The organism is Acidovorax sp. ST3 (genome assembly GCF_003231145.1).
Taxonomy (GTDB): Bacteria; Pseudomonadota; Gammaproteobacteria; order Burkholderiales; family Burkholderiaceae_C; genus Acidovorax.
This window is the reverse complement of the sequence record NZ_QKVP01000001.1, coordinates 573014-590709: the sequence shown is the minus strand read 5'-3', so window position 1 is coordinate 590709 and position 17696 is coordinate 573014. Positions and strand designations below refer to the sequence as shown.

Here is a 17696-nt window from a genome sequence, read left to right as displayed (position 1 = left end):
GGGAGTCTTTATGGGCTTGCAACGTCGTCATGTGCTGATCGCCGCGAGTGCCTTGCCTTTGGGGGCACACGCGCATCACGGCTGGAGCAGTTTTGATGCGGACCGACCGCTGTATCTGGAGGGCACGGCGCGCAAAGTACGGTGGCAAAACCCGCATGCGGAGCTGGAGCTGGAATTGCCCGCTGCGCTCCGTTTGCCTCCAGATCTTTCCCAGCGGCCTGTGCCTGCACAGACCGCGCCGGTGGACGGGCGCGCACTGCTGGCCAAAACCGTGCTGCCCACCCGCAAGGACCGCGTCTGGGAGGTTGAGCTGGCTCCGTTGACCCGTATGCAGGCCTGGCAGGTGCCAGAGATCAAGCCGGGTACGGCCGTGTCTGTGGTGGGCTTTGGCCTGCGGGACGAAAAGGGCGAGGCAGTGCTGCGCGCCGAATACCTGTTTGTGGACGGCAAGGCCTACGGCCTGCGATCCAGCCCCGCCTGAGCCCAGGCATGTGCCCGCAGCGGGCGGCTGTCGCGGCCACCGTGCGGCAGGGTGGCCCATGAAAAAAGCGACGCCCTGGTGCAGTGCGTCGCTTTCAGGAGCCTTGAGCGCCCAACGTGCGTCAGGCGGATCTTGGCCCTTGGTTCATTGCATCAGCTGGCCAGCGCCTGCAGCGCGCGTGCGGTGATCTCGTCCACGCTGCCCGTACCACTGATGGCGCGGTACTTGGGCGCTGCGGCGGGTTCAGCCTTGGCCCAGTTGCTGTAGTAATCCACCAGGGGGCGCGTCTGGTCGCTGTAGACCTGCAGGCGCTTCTTGACGGTTTCTTCCTTGTCGTCTTCGCGCTGGATCAGTTCTTCACCGGTCACGTCATCCTTGCCTTCGACCTTGGGTGGGTTGAACTTGACGTGGTAGGTCCGGCCGCTGGCCGGGTGCGAGCGGCGGCCGCTCATGCGTTCGATGATGGCGTCAAAGGGCACATCGATTTCGAGCACGTAGTCGAGCTTGACGCCAGCTGCCTTCATGGCGTCGGCCTGGGGAATGGTGCGGGGGAAGCCGTCAAACAGGAAGCCGTTGGCGCAGTCTGGCTGCGTGATGCGCTCCTTGACGAGACCGATGATGATGTCGTCGCTGACCAGGGCGCCCGAGTCCATCACGGCCTTGGCCTGCAGGCCCAAGGGGGTGCCAGCCTTGACGGCGGCACGCAGCATGTCGCCGGTGGAGATCTGGGGGATGCCGTACTTCTGGCAGATGAATGTGGCTTGCGTGCCCTTTCCGGCGCCAGGCGCGCCCAACAGAATCAGTCTCATGGATGTCCTCGAAGGTTAGAAATCGGGTGGCGCCGCTGGCGGGGACGTTCGAAGGGCGCCTGTAGCCGTTCTGTGCGCCCGGGATGCGGTGCTCTCGTTACAGTTGAGGATAGCATGTGACCACCTTGCGCGGACTTACATGGGTGACCGTTTCTAGGTCGGTGCCTCCATGGGAGCGCTGCAAGGGTCATCTGTGCGACCCCGGATGCATCCAACATGCATGCCAATGCGGATCGTTGGCGCCTGAAAACTGTCAGCGAAACAGCGCGCGAACCCGCTCCAGGTCCTCTGGCGTGTCCACGCCAGGGCCCGGCGCCGCGTCTGCCAGGTGAACGGCGATGCGGTGGCCGTGCCACAGTGCACGGAGCTGTTCCAGCGCCTCGATGGCCTCGGTCGGCGCAGGCGCCAATTGTGGAAACTCCCGCAGAAACCCCGCGCGATAGCTGTAGATCCCCACGTGGCGTAGCGGTGCAAAGCCTTGCAGTGCCTTCACGCCGGGCTGGGCGGCCTGTGCTGCACCCTGCCACCAGGTCGTGCCGGCATGGTCGCGCCCAAAAGGGATGGGCGCGCGGCTGAAGTAATGGGCCAGGCCCCGCGCGTCCAGCACCACCTTCACCACGTTGGGGTTGGTGTAGTCGGCCAGGGACGCGATGGTATGGGCGGCGGTGCCCATGCTGGCTCCAGGGCGCTGGCCGTATTGACCATCTCGATCTTGCAGCAGGGCGGCCACTGCATTGATGAGCGCGGGGTCTATCAGGGGCTCGTCGCCCTGCACGTTGACAACGATATCGTCACCCTGCAGCCCCAGTTGTGTGCAGGCCTCGGCCAGCCGGTCACTGCCGCTGGCGTGGTCGGCGCGGGTCATGACGGCATCCACACCATGGGCTGCGCAGGCTTGCAGGATGCGGGCGTCGTCTGCAGCCACCACCACGCGGACTGCGGCGCTCTGCGCAGCACGCTGGGCCACGCGCACCACCATGGGCAGGCCCGCAATGTCGGCCAGGGGCTTGTCGGGCAAGCGGCTCGACGCCATGCGTGCCGGTATCAGCACGGTAAAGGGGTTGTTGGCTGCGGGGACTACGGGGGCGCTCACTGCTCCAGTTCCTCGTCGGTCAGGGGGCGGGCTTCGTTCTCCAGCAGCACCGGGATTCCGTCGCGCACCGGGTAGGCCAGCCGCGCGCTGCGCGAGACGAGTTCCTGAGCCTCGCGGTCATACGTCAAAGGGCCTTTGGTGACGGGGCAGACCAGCAGTTCAAGCAGTTTGGGGTCCATGGGGGAGGAGCTTTCCGGGTGGGTTCGTTCAGGCAGGGGCAGATGATAGCGGCGGCTTCTTGCCTCCTGGGCTGGGATTGATCTGGTTCAGCCAGTCATCCAGGGCAACAAAAAAGCGCGGGTCCAACTGCGTGGCCAGCGGCACGGCCAGAGCGTCCGGATGGCGCGTCCAGAGCTTCACCGCGTCCTTTTCTGTGCAAACTAGCCGTAAGCGCTGGTCGGATATGCGCTGCCAGCTATAAAAATCATAGTGATCGGGTAAGGCCTCGGTGTGCTCCAGCGTCAGGCGCTGGGTGCGCAACATGGCAAAGAACTCGGCGGGTCGGGCCACAGCGGCCACCGCATGCAGGGGCTGCCCTTGCAGTTGTGCCAGTGGCACGTGGTGGCCGTCCGATTGCACGGCATAGGGCGCCAGGCTGCGTTGGAGGGCAAATGCCGGCGCTGTGGTGCCGCGCGGCGGTGCGCTGCCTGCATGCAGCACCATGTCCACGGGGCGGGGCCAGGGCTCCCGCAGCGGGCCTGCGGGCAGCAGAAAGCCGTTGCCGATGCCTTGGTCGTTGAAGATGCAGATCTCCAGGTCCCGCCGCAGTGCGAGGTGCTGCAAGCCGTCATCGCAGACGATCACATCGGTATCGGGTTGGGCTGCCAGCAACGCGCGTGCGGCGGTGATGCGCCGTGGGGCCACAAACACGGGTACCGTGCCGCCCCCCGCTACGCTGCGGGCAATCAAGGCCGGCTCGTCGCCCACCTCGCTGGCAGGGCTGTCGGGTTGCACGGCACGGCAGTCATGTGTGCTGCGACCGTAGCCGCGCGAGATCACGCCCGGGCGCAGACCACGCGCCTGCAGGTGTTTGACGAGTGCGATGACCACCGGGGTCTTACCGGCGCCTCCGGCAATCACATTGCCCACCACGATGACAGGGCGGCCCGGGTGCTCGGACCGAAGCCAGCCCCGGCGGTACAGCCAGCGGCGCAGGGCCACCAAGGCGCCATACATGAGAGAGACGGGCCAGAGCGCCCACGCCGCTGGACCCCGGGACTGCCAGATGTTCTGCAGCCGCTGTTCGGCCGTGGCAGAGGAGGGCGGAGGGGCTTGCGGGGCCGAAGCCCGGGGCGGCTGCGGCCCGGAAGCGGCCATTCCCGTCAGCGGCTGGCCGCGCGGCCCGACGCGGACGACTGCGTGGCGAACGTGATCTGCGTGAGGCCCACGCGGCGCGCGGCCTCCATCACGGTGACCACGGACTGGTGCGGCGACATGGCGTCGGCGCTGATGATGACTACGCTGTCGCGGCCTGCGGTGGCGGCGGTGCGCAGCGCCTGGGCGATGGCATCCACGCTCTTGCCTTCCACGCCGGTCTTGTTGACGGCGTAGCGGCCGTCTGCGGCCACCGACACGATCACTTCCTTGGGGTGGTCGCGCTGTTGCTCGGCATCGGCCACGGGCAGGGTGAGCTGCAGCTCCGTGAACTTGCTGTAGGTGGTGGTGAGCATCAAAAAGATGAGGATCACCAGCAGCACGTCGATGAACGGGATCAGGTTGATCTCGGGCTCATCCTTGGCGCGGGGGCGAAAGTTCATGGCGCTTATTTGGCTTTGCGCAGGCGCAGGATGTGGCGAACGAACTGCTCCGATGCCAGTTCCAGCGTGAGCAGATACGCGTCCACGCGGGCCCGGAAGTAGCGCCAGAAGATCAGCGAAGGGATGGCCACGATCAGGCCAAATGCTGTGTTGTAGAGCGCAATCGAGATGCCATGTGCCAGCTGTGCCGGGTTGCCACCGCCCATGGCCTGGCCCACACCGCCGCCGCCGGCTTGCGAACCAAAGATCTCGATCATGCCGATGACGGTGCCCAGCAGGCCCAGCAGCGGCGCGGCCGAGGCGATGGTGGCCAGGGCCGACAGGTACTTCTCCAGCCGGTGAGCCACTGCGCGGCCTGTACCTTCCATCGCGGCGCGCAGGTCGGTTTCGCTGCACTGGGGGTTGCTGTTGAGGGTGCGCAGACCGCTGGCCAGCACTTCGCCCAGGGCCGAGTTCTGGGCAAGCTGGTTCACCACATCGGGGGTGGGCAGGGCCTTGGACGACACCGTGATGGCTTCGTCGAGAAGTTTTGGGGGGGCCACGCGGGCCGTTTTCAGGGCCAGAAAACGTTCAAAAATCAGTGCCAGTCCCAGGACGGAACACGCGATCAGGGGCCAGATGGGCCAGCCTGCGGCTTGTATGATGGACAGCAAATCTCTCTCCGCGCAGATGAAAGCAATCGGCGATTATGGCCCAGCTTGTGGCGGCCACTGCGTCACAAACCGTTACGTTATCGCGCATGCTTCCCCTCGTTGCGCTCACCCACAAAAACTGTGGATAACTTTGTGGGCAACCCACATCCGCAGCCCCGCAAAGTGGCTCCGCGCCGTGCTTGCAACAGATTGATGAAAAATTGTGCAATGAAAAACATATATAAATCAACAGCTTGCACGTGTTCTCGTGTTTTGCGGCCGATTGGGGTGTCTGGCTTTAAGGCGGCTCCCGCTGGCCCGAAACTGTGGAGTACTCGCATGGGGGGCGCCACGCCAACGCGCGCCATTTCTCATGTTTGACCGCTCAAGCCCAGCAGCGGCGCCCCGTATCTGGGAAGTTGGCGCGCTGTGCCGCGCCATTGCTGACGCTCTGGAGGCGCGCTTCAATCCTGTCGCGGTGCGCGGGGAGATCACGGGCTTCTCGCGCGCGTCCAGCGGTCATTGTTATTTTTCGATCAAGGACGCCAACGGGCAGTTGCGCTGCGCCATGTTCCGCCGCGCAGCCACGCTGCTTGACTTTTCGCCGCGCGATGGCGAATTGGTGGAGGTGCGCGGGCGCCTCGGTGTGTACGAGGCGCGGGGCGATCTGCAGTTCATCGTGGAGAGCATGCAGCGTGCGGGGCAGGGCGCGCTGTTCGAGCAGTTCCTGCGCCTCAAGGCGCAGCTCGACGCCGAAGGCCTGTTCGACACGGCGCGCAAGCGCCCGCTGCCGTTGCAGCCGCGCGGCATTGGCCTGGTCACATCGGCGGGTGCGGCCGCGCTGCACGATGTGGTGACGGCGTTGCGCCGCCGGGTGCCGCACATTCCGGTGGTGCTGGTGCCCGCGCAGGTGCAAGGTGTGGCCGCCCCGGCGTCGATCATTGCGGCGCTATCAAAACTGTATCTGCTCGCGCAAGCGGGGCGGGCGCAGGGGGGTGATTCGAATCCCAATCCACCCATTGACGTGATTCTGCTAGTGCGTGGGGGCGGCTCCATCGAGGACCTGTGGGCCTTCAACGACGAGCAACTGGCCCGCACCATCGTGCAAAGCCCGGTGCCCCTGGTCAGCGGGGTGGGGCACGAGACGGATTTCACCATCGCCGACTTTTGCGCCGACCTGCGCGCTCCCACGCCCACGGCGGCGGCCGAGCTGGTGGCCCAGCCGCGCGAAGTCTGGCTGGGAGCGCTGGAGTTGCTCGCAGGCCGCCTCAGCGATGGCGTGCAGCGCCAGCTCGATACCCGTCACCAGCGCCTGGACCAGGCCGCCGCCCGCCTGGGACGCCCCTCGGGCCTGGTGGCGCGCCAGCAGTTGCAACTGGCGCGCCTTGCGCAGCGCATGCGCCATGGGGTGCTCCTGAAAATGCAGCGCCTGGCGCAGCGCCAACAAGCGCTGGAGGCCCAATTGCCCCAGGCTCTGCAACGCAGCGTGGCGCAGAACGCCGAGCGGCTGGAGCGTACCGCCCTGCGACTGGAATTGCTGGACCCGCGCCTGGTGCTGCAGCGCGGTTATGCGCTGCTGACCGACACCAGCGGCCAGGCCGTCACCAGCATCCGCCAGGCCCAGCCGGGCGACGCACTGCGGGCCACGCTGGCCGATGGGGCTGTGGATGTGACGGTGTCGCAGCCCCGGCTTTTGTAACCGGATCGTGCAGGACGGTGGGCGGCTGGCAGCCCGCCTGTAGGACATGGGCGGTTTGTGGCGCTGCGGGCGGAATCCGGGAGCCCACATGCTGCACAGGTCACCTGATGTTCCTACAATGCCCCCTTCGCGCTGTGTCCGACTGCATTGCTCAGGAAAGCCCGCGTTGCAGACGGCATTCCAGAATTTCAAACCACGAGGAAACACCACCATGGAACACACCCTTCCCCCGTTGCCCTACGCCATCGACGCCCTGGCCCCGCACTACAGCCAGGAAACCCTGGAGTACCACCACGGCAAGCACCACAACGCCTACGTGGTGAACCTCAACAACCTGCAAAAGGGCACCGAGTTCGAATCCATGACGCTCGAAGAGATCGTCAAGAAGTCGAGCGGCGGCATCTACAACAACGCCGCGCAAATCTGGAACCACACGTTCTTCTGGAACTGCATGGCCCCCCAAGGTGGCGGTGAGCCCTCCGGCGCGCTGGCTGCCGCCATCAACGCCAAGTGGGGCAGCTACGCCGCCTTCAAGGAAGCCTTTGTGAAGTCCGCCGTGGGCAACTTCGGTTCGGGCTGGACCTGGCTGGTGAAGAAGGCCGACGGCAGTGTGGACATCGTGAACACCGGTGCCGCTGGCACGCCCCTGACCACCGCCGACAAGGCCCTGCTGACGGTGGACGTGTGGGAACACGCGTACTACATCGACTACCGCAACATGCGTCCGAAGTTCGTCGAAACCTTCCTCGACAAGCTGGTGAACTGGAAGTTTGCTGAAGCCAACTTCGCCTGATCGCTCCAGGCAGTCGCGTTGTGGAGCTCTGTCCACATCGCACTGACAACAAAAAACGGCCCTCGGGCCGTTTTTTGTTGCGCTACAGAAAAGTTGAAACCTTTTTGGCCGGATGCGCTAGTGAATCATGCCTGTGATGCTATTGAAAGTATAGCGTTAGCGGCCATGAGCATTACTGCCGGGCAAACGGGGTCCCGCCGAGTTTCGCCCCCGCCTTGATGCCCTTCTTGGCAAACCAGCCTTGGTTCATCTCCAGCACGTAGCGCACGGGCTTGGCCGAACAGTGCGAATCCAGTGTCTGGGGCTTCATGTCCTCCAGGTTCACGATGGTGCCGTCATCGGCAATGAAGGCCGCCGTGAGCGGCAGCAAGGTGTTCTTCATCCAGAAGCACTGCTGCGAGGGCTGTTCAAACACAAACAGCATGCCCTCGTGCGCGGGCATTTCCTTGCGGTACATCAGGCCCGTCTGGCGCTCCTGCGGGGTGAGGGCGACCTGGGCATCGATGCGGTGCATGCCGGCGGTTAGTTCCACGCGCCGCAGGTTCATCTGGGGGCCTTCCTGCGCTTGGGCGACCCCAGCGGGCGCGGCCAGTGCACATGCCGCCAGCCAAACCCCCCAGGCCCCGACGGCGCGGCGGGCGCGGCTTGGAACACCGGTCGCCCCGCGCAGGGCGGCGAGCGGGAAGGCTGGGAGGGCGCGTGAGGCGGTCATGGGCGGGGCTTTCTGGCAAAAAAGACAACACGAAGGGCGGCAACTGCGCAAGGGACGGACTGCAGCGGTCGCGAAAAGTTCAAGCGGTGCGCAGGGCGTCTGCGCCACCAAAGAAAACGCCCGCAGAAGCGGGCGATTTTGAATCAGTGAAGGCCCGAGGACCTGGTGGCAGGTACGTCAGGCCTTGCAAAGCTGTTTCAGGCTGCCTTGTGGGCGGTTTTCTTCTTGGCGACCTTTTTGGCGGTCTTTTTCTTGGCGACCTTTTTGGTGGCCGGTGCTGCTGCCTGGGCCGTCATGGGAGCGGCGGCGGGAGCGGTGGTGGCAGGGGCGGCTGCGGGTGCCTGTGCAAAAGCACCAGCAGTGAACAGACCGGCCACGAGGACAGCGAGGAGTTTTTTCATATATGCCGTTTCCAGTGTGAACGAAGGTTGAAGGGCCGGACGAATTCCGTACGGCTCCATTCGCAACGATAGCAGCGCGCGGCCCGTTGACAGGGTCTTCGACGAAATTTTTTGTCATTAGAATGGTTTGAAACCACACTGCCACGCCTGTGGCGGTGCCTCTTTTCCTCGCTTTGCCCCTCATCGACCGAATCAGACTCGGCGCATACCGGAGACTCCCCACCCATGACCACCTACCAGCACATCGTGGTGCCTGCTGCAGGCCAGAAAATCACCGTCAACGCCGACATGTCCCTGAATGTGCCGGATGAGCCCATCATCCCCTTCATCGAAGGCGATGGCACCGGCCTCGACATCACGCCTGTCATGATCAAGGTGGTCGACGCTGCCGTGGCCAAGGCCTACGGCGGCAAGAAAAAGATCCACTGGATGGAGGTGTACGCAGGCGAAAAGTCCACCAAGGTCTATGGCCCCGATGTGTGGCTGCCCGACGAAACCCTGCAGGTACTGCGCGAGTACGTGGTCTCCATCAAGGGGCCGCTGACCACGCCCGTGGGCGGCGGCATCCGCTCGTTGAACGTGGCGCTGCGCCAGGAGCTGGACCTGTATGTGTGCCTGCGCCCCGTGCAGTATTTCAAGGGCGTGCCCTCGCCGCTGAAGGAGCCTGAAAAGACCAACATGGTCATCTTCCGCGAGAACTCGGAAGACATCTACGCCGGCATCGAATTTGAAGCCGAGTCCGACAAGGCCAAGAAGCTCATCAAGTTCCTGCAGGAAGAGATGGGGGTCAAGAAGATTCGCTTCCCCAACACGTCCGGTCTGGGTGTGAAGCCCGTCTCCATCGAGGGCACGGAGCGTCTGGTGCGCAAGGCCATCCAGTACGCCATCGACAACGACAAGCCCAGCGTGACCATCGTGCACAAGGGCAACATCATGAAGTACACCGAAGGCGGCTTCCGCGACTGGGCCTATGCCTTGGCGCAGAAAGAATTCGGTGCTGAACTCATCGACGGCGGCCCCTGGTGCCGCCTCAAGAACCCCAAGAACGGCAAGGAAATCACCATCAAGGACAGCATCGCCGATGCCTTCCTGCAGCAGATCCTGCTGCGCCCGGCGGAGTATTCAGTCGTGGCCACGCTGAACCTGAATGGTGACTACATTTCTGACGCGCTGGCCGCGCAGGTGGGCGGCATCGGCATTGCCCCTGGCGCCAACATGTCCGACTCGGTGGCCTGTTTTGAAGCCACCCACGGCACCGCGCCCAAGTACGCGGGCAAGGACTACGTGAACCCCGGCTCCGAGATCCTCTCGGCCGAGATGATGCTGCGCCACATGGGCTGGACCGCTGCTGCCGACCTGATCATCAGCTCGCTGGAAAAGTCGATCGCCTCCAAGAAGGTGACCTACGACTTTGCCCGCCTGATGGAAGGCGCCACCCAGGTGAGCTGCTCCGGGTTCGGACAGGTCATGATCGACAACATGTAAGACCGCACAGCGCCGCCACCCACACGGGGCGGCCGGTGACGTGTTGATGCCCCCGATCCTTGATGGGTTCGGGGGCTTTCCGTTTGGGGCATGGCTGTTGCGCTTTGCCGTGGATCGCTGCGGGTTGCAGTATTGGCACTTCAGTGTTGGAGTTTTGCCGCGTTCCCCCCTAATATGGTTCAGCGCTCTCGCCGCATTGCGTTGTCCCCTGCTGTCTTGGAGCTGGGGCAACGCAATGCGGCGAGGGGTGGCTTGAGTACATAGCATGGTGAAAGTGCTGTGTGCCCTCACCACCCACACCAAAAACACCGACACCGGGGCCAACGCAGGGCGCACCCAGGCACAGCCAGCACTGCGATGCAGCCCCACCCGGAGCGAGAGGGCTGCATGGCGACTGAATTTTCTGCCGCGTACTGGGAGCAAAACCCCGATGCATTGCTGGTGCTGTCGTCCCAGGGCGTGGTGCTGGAGTGGAACCCTGCGGCCGAGCTGATCTTTGGGTATTCGCAGGCCGAAGTGCAGGGGCGCTCCGTCCTCGACCTCATCGTGCCCCAGGGCCGCGCGCACGAAGAGGACCTTTTCCGAGCCGAGGCCTTGCGCCTGGGTACCTCGGTGCAAGAGGCGGTGCGCCGTCGCAAGGACGGCTCGCTGGTGCATGTCAATGTATCGACCAAGGCCGTGCGCGATGCCAGTGGTCAGGTGTTGTACTTCCTGTCGAGCAAGAAGGATGTCACACAGCTCAAGGTGCAGCGCGACGCCAAGCTGCTGGAGGCGCGGTTTCGCGATCTGCTCGAATCCACCCCCGATGCGATCGTGATGGTCAACGTGACCGGGCGCATCGTGCTCGTCAACTCCCAGGCCGAGCGGGTGTTTGGCTATCCCCGTGCTGAACTGCTGGGGCAGGCGGTGGAGGTGTTGCTGCCCCACCGTTACCGCGGCGCCCACCTGGGCCACCGCAGCGGGTTTTTCGGACAGCCGCGCACCCGCACCATGGGCGCGGGGCTGGAGCTGCACGGCCTGCGCAAGGATGGTGGAGAGTTTCCGGTCGAGATCAGCCTGAGCCCTATCGACACCGAAGAGGGCACCATGGTGATGAGTGCCATCCGCGACATCACCGACCGCAAGCGTGCGGACCAGAAGTTCAAGGACCTGCTGGAGGCCGCGCCCGACGCCATGGTCATCGTCAACCGCGAAGGGCACATCGTCCTCGTCAACTCGCAGGCGGTGAAACTGTTCGGCTGGAGCCGCGACGAGTTGCTGGGCCAGCCCATCGAGTTGCTCGTGCCCCAGCGCTTCAGCGCCCGACACCCTGACCACCGGCGCAATTTTTTTGCCGAACCCCGCACCCGCTCCATGGGGGCAGGGCTGGAGCTGCACGGCCTGCGCAAGGACGGCAGCGAGTTCCCGGTCGAGATCAGCCTGAGCCCGCTGGAGACGGAGGAGGGTCTGTTTGTCTCCAGCGCCATCCGCGATGTGACCGAGCGCAAGCGCATCGAGCAGGTGCTGCGTGACAAGAACCTGGAGCTGGAGAACGCGGCCCTGGTGAAAGACCGTTTTCTGGCCAGCATGTCCCACGAGCTGCGCACGCCCCTCAACGCCATCATCGGCTTCACCGGCACGTTGCTCATGAAGCTGCCCGGGCCGCTGAATGCCGAGCAGGACAAGCAGCTGCGCATCGTGCAGACGGGCGCCAAGCACCTGCTGTCGCTCATCAACGATCTGCTGGATGTGGCCAAGCTCAGCGCCAACAAGGTCACGCTGAACCTGGAGCCCGTGGACTGCAAGACCCTGATCGAAGAAGTGTCTGCGACACTGGAAATGGAGGCACGGCGCAAGGGCCTGGCTTTTGCGGTGCACACGCCGCCGGTCGATGTCTTGCTGCTCACCGACCGGCGCGCGCTCAGTCAGATTCTCATCAACCTCGTGGGTAACGCCATCAAGTTCACGCAACAGGGGCGGGTGGATGTGGTGCTGCAGGATTTGCAGCTGCCCACCGGCCGCGCGGTGCAACTGCGTGTGCAGGACACCGGCCCGGGCATACCGCTGCAGGAGCAGCCCCGCCTGTTCGAGGCGTTTTCGCGGGTAGAAAGTGCAGACCGCCGCCACCACGAGGGCACGGGCCTGGGCCTGCACCTGAGCCGCAAGCTGGCCGAGGCCCTGGGTGGCACGCTGGGTTTTGACAGCACCGAGGGCCTGGGCAGCACCTTCACCCTGCAATTGCCGGAGCATGTGGCATGACGACCACCACCACCCATCCCGCCACCGTTCTGGTCATCGAAGACGATGACGCCAGTCGCATGCTGGTCACCTATCTGCTCGAAGCTGCCGGCCACCGGGTGCTGGCCGCCGAGAACGGTGCCGTGGGGCTGGACCTGGCGCTGGCCGAGAGGCCGGACATTGTGCTGTGTGATCTGCAGATGCCCGTGATGAACGGCTACGAAGTGGCCCGGGGCCTGCGGTCCAGCCCGCGCTGGCGGGTGGTGCCTCTGGTCGCGGTGACGGCCTTCTCGATGCCGGGCGACCGTGAGAAGGCCCTCGAAGTCGGTTTTAATGAACACCTGTCCAAGCCCATCACGCCCGAAACCTTTGTGCAGCAGATCGAGGCGTTTTTGGCCAGTGCCCGGCAAACACCCCCTCAATCAGGTTGAATCCCCAGCACGTACAGCATGGCAAAGATCCTCGTCGTTGATGACCTCCCCGCCAACCGCGCGCTGGTGGTCACGCTCATCGGGCACAGCGGCCACCAGGCGCTGGAGGCGGCCGATGGCGCCGAGGCGCTGGCCCTGGTCCGTGCCGAGCGGCCGGACCTGGTGATCTCCGACATCCTGATGCCGACCATGGACGGCTTTGAGTTCGTGCGGCAACTGCGCTCCGACCATGGCCTGGCGGCCACGCAGGTGATCTTTTGCAGCGCGCACTACCAGGAGGAAGAAGCCCTGCGTCTGGCCGAGGCCTGCGGCGTGACCCAGGTGCTGTTCAAGCCCTGCGAGCCGCAAGACATTCTGGCGGCCATCCAACAGGCGCTCACGCAGATCCGCCACCAGCCCTCGGTGGCGCTGGAGCACAGCTTTCAGACCCGCCACCTGCAGCTGATGACGGACAAGCTCACCGGCAACGTGGCCGAGCTGGCAGCCATGAACCGACGCCTGTCCGCACTGACCGACCTGAACCTGCAGCTGGCCTCAGAGCGCGACCCGCAGGTGCTGCTGGCCAATGTGTGCCGTGGCGCCCGCGAGCTGGTGGGCGCGCAGTACGCCGTGCTGTGCGTGGTGCGCAAGCACAGCGACGGCGCCATCACCTGCACCAGCGGCATGGACCCGGCCCTGCAGAACGGGCCTGTTGATCTGCCCGTGGTGTCGCACGGGCTGCTGGGCCAGCTGCGGGCGGAACGCCGGCCGCACCGCCTTGTTAATGCAGGGGGTGACCCCGTGGCGCTGGGCTTGCCCGCAGGATATCCCCCGGTGCACACGGCAGTGATTGCGCCCATCGTGTCGCTGTCGTTCTCCTACGGCTGGCTGTGCTTGGCCAACAAACAGGGGGCGGACGCCTTCAGCGCCGACGATGAAAAAGTCCTGGCCATCCTGGGCGCGCAAGTGGGCCGCATCTACGAAAACGGCAGCCTGTACCAGGAGATCCAGCAGCACGCCGAGCAACTGCAGGTGCAGGTGCAAGAGCGCCAGCGGGCTGTGGATGCCCTGCGCGCCAACAAGGCCAGCCTGCGCAGGGCCCAGGCGCTGGCCAAGATATCCCACGTCATCAGCGGGCCTGACGGCGCCTTTGAGAGCTGGCTGGACACCTTGCCTGACATGCTGGGGCTGGACGAGAGCGCCATGCCCCGCTCGGCCCGCGACTGGCTGGCGCTGGTGCACCCCGATGACCGCGACATGTTCCGCCGCCACGCGCTGCAGGCGGCGCACCAGGGCGCGCGCATGGACTTTACCTACCGCGTGGTGCGTGGCGACGGCCAGCCGCTGTACCTGCGCCAGGTGATGGAGCCCCTGGAGGACGAAGCGGGCCGGGGCGAGCTGGGCCGCTGGTTCAACACCATCCAGGACATCACCAAGGAAAAGCGCGCCGAAGAAGAACTGCACGAAAGCGACCGCCGCTTCAACGACATGCTCGACAAAGTCGAGATGATCTCGCTGATGCTGGACTGTGAAGGCCGCATCACCTACTGCAACGACTACCTGCTGCGGCTGACGGGCTGGCAGCGCGACGAAGTGTTTGGCCGCAACTGGTTCGATCTGTTCGTGCCGCCCGAGATGGGCGATGTGCGCAGCGTCTTTGCCGACGTGCTGGCCGACCGGCCGTCGGCCTGGCACTACGACAACGAGATCCTGACCCGGTCTGGCGAGCGGCGCCTGGTGCACTGGAACAACACGGTGCTGCGCTCCGTGGGTGGGCAGGTGACGGGGGTGGCGGCCCTGGGTGAGGACATCACGGCACGCCGCGACGCCGAGCGGCGCATCAAGCGGCTGAACCGCGTGTATGCCGTGCTCAGCGGCATCAACACCCTGATCGTGCGGGTGCGCCAGCGCGACGAGCTGTTCCGCGAGGCCTGCCGCATTGCGGTGGAGCACGGCCAGTTCAAGATCGCCTGGATCGGTCGCGTGGACCACGCCCTGCAAGAGGTGGTGCCGGTAGCGCTTGCCGGGGCCGGGGCGGAGTTCCTCATGCATGTGCGTCGCCGATTGTGGCTGAGCGAAACCCCGAGAGAGGGCGAAAGCCTGAGCGCCAGCGTGGTGCGCACCCGGCAGTCCGTGGTGTGTGAGGACATTCAGAACGACCCGCGCATCCTCGTCCCCCAGGAGCTGGCCGCGCGCGGCGTGGCGTCGATGGCCGTGTTGCCCCTGTTGGTGGCGCACGAGGTGGTCGGCGTGATCGCCCTGTTTGCCGACGAAGCCGGGTTCTTTGACGATGACGAGATGCACCTGCTGACCGAGCTGGCGGGGGACATCGGCTTTGCCATGGACCACCTCGACAAGGAAGAGCGGCTGAACTACCTGGCGTACTACGACGACATCACCGGCCTGCCCAACCGCACCCTGTTCCTGGAGCGCAGCGGCCAGCACCTGCGGCCACGCGAAGGCGCCAAGACGCTGCTCGGCATGGGGCTCATGGACATCAGCCGGTTTCGCTTTGTCAACGACACCCTGGGACGCCAGGAGGGCGACGAACTGCTCAAGCAGGTGGCGCAGCGGCTGCAGCAGGCGGCGGGCGACGCGTACGACGTGGCGCGCATTGGCGTCAACAGCTTTGGCATCGCCGTGACCGACGCGCGGGATGCGGGCTCGGTGGCGCTGGCATTGGATGGCCTGATGCGCGCCTGTTTTGATGCGCCCTTTGTGCTGGGCGGCACCGAGCTGCGCATGGCCGCCAAAGCCGGTGTCGCGCTGTACCCCATGGATGGTGCCGATGCAGAAACCCTGCTGCGCAACGCTGAGGCAGCCCTCAACAAGGCCAAAGCCTCGGCCGACAGCCTGTTGTTCTACACCTCGGAGATGAACACCCGCGTGGCCGAAGCCTTGAGCCTGGAGGGGCGCCTGCGCGACGCGCTGGAGCAGGGCCAGTTCGTGCTGCATTACCAGCCCAAGCAGCACCTGGCCACGGGCGCCATCGCCGGGGCCGAGGCCCTGATCCGCTGGAACGACCCCCGCCGGGGGCTGGTGCCGCCCGCGCAGTTCATCCCCATTCTGGAAGAAACCGGCCTGATCTACGAGGTGGGCCGCTGGGCGCTGCGCCAGGCCCTGGCCGACAACCTGCGCTGGCGCCAGGCGGGGCTGGCGCCGCTGCGGGTCGCCGTCAATGTGTCGTTCTTGCAGCTGCGGCACCGGGGCTTCATTGCCGAGGTGCGCGACGCCGTGGCCCACGACGCAGGGGCGGCCGCAGGGCTGGAGCTGGAGATCACCGAAAGCATGGTCATGGACGATGTGCAGCACAGCACCGCCAGCCTGCATGCGCTGCGCGAGATGGGCATCACCATCGCCATCGACGACTTCGGCACAGGTTTCTCGTCACTGAGCTACCTGGCCAAACTGCCGGTGGACACGCTCAAGATCGACCGGTCCTTCATCCTGAACATGGCCTCAGGCCCGCAGGGCGTGGCGCTGGTGTCCACCATCGTCAACCTGGGGCACTCGCTGGGCCTCAAGGTAGTGGCCGAAGGGGTGGAGACCGAGGACCAGTCCCGGCATCTGGCGCTGCTGGGTTGCGACGAGATCCAGGGGTACCTGCTGAGCAAGCCGGTGCCTGCTGAGGTGTTTGAGGCGCAGTTCCTCCAGACCCTGCTGGCGAAATAGCGGTCAAAAAAATGCCGACCTGCAAGTCGGCATGGTGGGTGCAGCGTGAGGCCTTCGGTGGATGAGGGGGCCGCAAAGATCAGCAGCGCCCCTAGTCCTCGGTCCTCAGCGTATTTGCTTTCAGCCTTTTTGCACCATCTTGATGATGCTGGAGAAGTCCAGCGCGCCGTGGCCCGCCAGGCTGTGCGCCGCATACAAATTGCGCGCCATGCCACCCAGCGGCGTGGCGGCCTTCACCGCCATCGCGTTCTCCTGCGCCAAGCCCAGGTCCTTGAGCATCAGGTCCGTCCCAAACCCCCCCGCGTAGCCCTTGCTCGCAGGCGCGGTTTCCATCACGCCAGGGAAGGGGTTGTACTTCTCCAGCGCCCAGTTGCCGCCCGAGCTGCGGCGCATGATTTCGCTCAGCACCTTGGGGTCTAGGCCGTTGGCGACGCCCAGGGCGATGGCTTCGCTGGTGCCTGCCATCAAAATGCCCAGCAGCATGTTGTTGCAGATCTTGGCTGTTTGGCCTGCGCCCACGCTGCCTGCGTGGAAGATGTTGGCACCCATTTTTTCGAGCACGGGGCGGGCGCGTTCCAGGTCGGCAGCGTCGCCGCCCACCATGAAGGTCAAGGTGCCTGCGATGGCGCCGCCGGTGCCGCCCGACACGGGCGCGTCGATAAAGGCCACACCCTTGGCCTTGGCGGCCTCGGCCACTTTGCGGGAGGTGGCGGCTGCGATGGTGGAGCAGTCGATGATCAGCGTGCCCGCAGGCAACTGGGCCAGCAGCTCGCCCGCGCCGAGGAACAGGCCTTCCACATGCTGGCTGGCGGGCAGCATGCTGATGACGACTTCGGCGCCTGCGACTGCCGCCTTCGCGTCGGCGGCGATGGGCACGCCGTCTGCGGCCAGCTTGTCGCGGGCGGGTTGCGAGAGGTCAAACGCGCGCACTTCGTGGCCTGCCTTGTGCAGGTTGTGTGCCATGGGGCCGCCCATGTTGCCGAGGCCGATGAATGCGATTTTCATGCTGTGTTGCTCCTGGATGTCGTTGTGATGGTGAAAGAAAAGGGGTTCGGGTTTGGTATGAATTTGATAGCTACCAACGCATATTCATCTAGCGCTTGAGCCAAAAAACATCTGAAATCAATCGGTGATGTCTGCTCCGCGGCCCGCCAGCTCGGCGCGCAGCACCGACCGGTGGCAGCGGGCCTCGTCCTCGCAGTAGCAGCCCAGCGACATTGCGCTGTGGTGCGACAGCGCGGCCAGCAAATCGAGCGTGCGGCTTGCCTCGGGCTGGGCCAGTTCTTTGCGGAACTGTTTGGCGAATGCCTCCCACGCCTTGTCGCCTTCTTGGCCGGTGGGCACCTGCTGGCCCTGGGTCATGAGGTCGGCGCTGGGGGAGAGCAGGGGGTACCACACGTCGTAGTAGTCGCGGCTGGCGAACTCGGCCTTGGGCACGCCACGCGGCGGGCGGCGCACGGTGCCGATGCGGGTGCCTTCCCCGGCGGCGCGCGGGGTGCCAAGGCGGACGATGCGAAGGGGCATGGTGGGGCTCC

General features: G+C 65.2%; 17 protein-coding genes. 7 read left to right on the top strand and 10 right to left on the bottom strand.

Annotated features, from left to right (window positions below):
- Positions 1-10 precede the first annotated feature (10 nt).
- Complete coding sequence (locus tag DNK89_RS02640; protein ID WP_110958779.1) at positions 11-481, top strand: DUF6152 family protein; 471 nt, start codon at positions 11-13, stop codon at positions 479-481.
- A gap of 152 nt (positions 482-633) precedes the next feature.
- Here the strand turns inward: DNK89_RS02640 and adk are convergent, their stop codons facing one another.
- The 6 genes from adk to DNK89_RS02610 all read right to left on the bottom strand — a co-directional run bounded on the left by adk (position 634) and on the right by DNK89_RS02610 (position 4793).
- On the bottom strand, positions 634-1290 hold the full coding sequence (gene adk / locus DNK89_RS02635) for an adenylate kinase (RefSeq protein ID WP_015014247.1): 657 nt from the start codon (positions 1288-1290) through the stop codon (positions 634-636).
- A 253-nt stretch (positions 1291-1543) separates the two neighbouring features.
- Positions 1544-2383: a 3-deoxy-manno-octulosonate cytidylyltransferase gene (kdsB, locus tag DNK89_RS02630; protein WP_110958778.1), complete on the bottom strand. Its 840-nt coding sequence runs from the start codon at positions 2381-2383 to the stop codon at positions 1544-1546.
- A complete protein-coding gene (locus DNK89_RS02625) occupies positions 2380-2562 on the bottom strand; it encodes a Trm112 family protein (RefSeq protein WP_015014245.1) in 183 nt (60 codons plus the stop codon). The genes kdsB and DNK89_RS02625 overlap by 4 nt, the downstream gene beginning before the upstream one ends.
- Positions 2563-2590: 28 nt before the next feature.
- Complete coding sequence (gene lpxK / locus DNK89_RS02620) at positions 2591-3700, bottom strand: tetraacyldisaccharide 4'-kinase (protein WP_238990670.1); 1110 nt, start codon at positions 3698-3700, stop codon at positions 2591-2593.
- A 5-nt stretch (positions 3701-3705) separates the two neighbouring features.
- Positions 3706-4140, bottom strand: a complete 435-nt coding sequence (locus DNK89_RS02615) for a biopolymer transporter ExbD (RefSeq protein WP_015014243.1) — start codon at positions 4138-4140, stop codon at positions 3706-3708.
- Between the two features lie 5 nt (positions 4141-4145).
- The gene (locus DNK89_RS02610) at positions 4146-4793 is read right to left on the bottom strand and encodes a MotA/TolQ/ExbB proton channel family protein (RefSeq protein WP_056062406.1); all 648 of its coding nucleotides are present in this window, start codon (positions 4791-4793) and stop codon (positions 4146-4148) included.
- A gap of 352 nt (positions 4794-5145) precedes the next feature.
- Here DNK89_RS02610 and xseA point away from each other — a divergent pair, with 352 nt between their 5' ends.
- Together xseA and DNK89_RS02600 are read left to right on the top strand one after the other, a co-directional pair.
- On the top strand, positions 5146-6471 hold the full coding sequence (gene xseA / locus DNK89_RS02605; RefSeq protein WP_110958777.1) for an exodeoxyribonuclease VII large subunit: 1326 nt from the start codon (positions 5146-5148) through the stop codon (positions 6469-6471).
- Between the two features lie 211 nt (positions 6472-6682).
- A complete protein-coding gene (locus DNK89_RS02600) occupies positions 6683-7264 on the top strand; it encodes a superoxide dismutase (protein ID WP_015014240.1) in 582 nt (193 codons plus the stop codon).
- 172 nt (positions 7265-7436) lie between these two features.
- Here the strand turns inward: DNK89_RS02600 and DNK89_RS02595 are convergent, their stop codons facing one another.
- The gene (locus DNK89_RS02595) at positions 7437-7976 is read right to left on the bottom strand and encodes a DUF192 domain-containing protein (protein WP_110958776.1); all 540 of its coding nucleotides are present in this window, start codon (positions 7974-7976) and stop codon (positions 7437-7439) included.
- Positions 7977-8173: 197 nt separating this feature from the next.
- A complete protein-coding gene (locus DNK89_RS02590; RefSeq protein WP_110958775.1) occupies positions 8174-8377 on the bottom strand; it encodes a hypothetical protein in 204 nt (67 codons plus the stop codon).
- Between the two features lie 225 nt (positions 8378-8602).
- Between DNK89_RS02590 and icd the strand changes: the two genes are divergently transcribed.
- The 4 genes from icd (at position 8603) to DNK89_RS02570 (ending at position 16161) form a co-directional block, all read left to right on the top strand.
- The gene (gene icd / locus DNK89_RS02585) at positions 8603-9862 is read left to right on the top strand and encodes an NADP-dependent isocitrate dehydrogenase (protein ID WP_110958774.1); all 1260 of its coding nucleotides are present in this window, start codon (positions 8603-8605) and stop codon (positions 9860-9862) included.
- Between the two features lie 387 nt (positions 9863-10249).
- Positions 10250-12100 (top strand): PAS domain S-box protein, encoded by a 1851-nt coding sequence (locus tag DNK89_RS02580; RefSeq protein ID WP_110958773.1) that lies wholly within the window; start codon positions 10250-10252, stop codon positions 12098-12100.
- Positions 12097-12510: a response regulator gene (locus DNK89_RS02575; protein ID WP_110958772.1), complete on the top strand. Its 414-nt coding sequence runs from the start codon at positions 12097-12099 to the stop codon at positions 12508-12510. Before DNK89_RS02580 ends, DNK89_RS02575 begins: the two co-directional genes overlap by 4 nt.
- A gap of 18 nt (positions 12511-12528) precedes the next feature.
- Complete coding sequence (locus tag DNK89_RS02570; RefSeq protein ID WP_110958771.1) at positions 12529-16161, top strand: EAL domain-containing protein; 3633 nt, start codon at positions 12529-12531, stop codon at positions 16159-16161.
- A gap of 120 nt (positions 16162-16281) precedes the next feature.
- Here DNK89_RS02570 and mmsB read toward each other — a convergent pair whose 3' ends face one another.
- Both mmsB and DNK89_RS02560 read right to left on the bottom strand, forming a co-directional pair.
- A complete protein-coding gene (gene mmsB, locus DNK89_RS02565; RefSeq protein WP_255575840.1) occupies positions 16282-17184 on the bottom strand; it encodes a 3-hydroxyisobutyrate dehydrogenase in 903 nt (300 codons plus the stop codon).
- Between the two features lie 99 nt (positions 17185-17283).
- The gene (locus DNK89_RS02560; protein ID WP_110958770.1) at positions 17284-17685 is read right to left on the bottom strand and encodes a DUF488 domain-containing protein; all 402 of its coding nucleotides are present in this window, start codon (positions 17683-17685) and stop codon (positions 17284-17286) included.
- Positions 17686-17696: the final 11 nt, after the last annotated feature.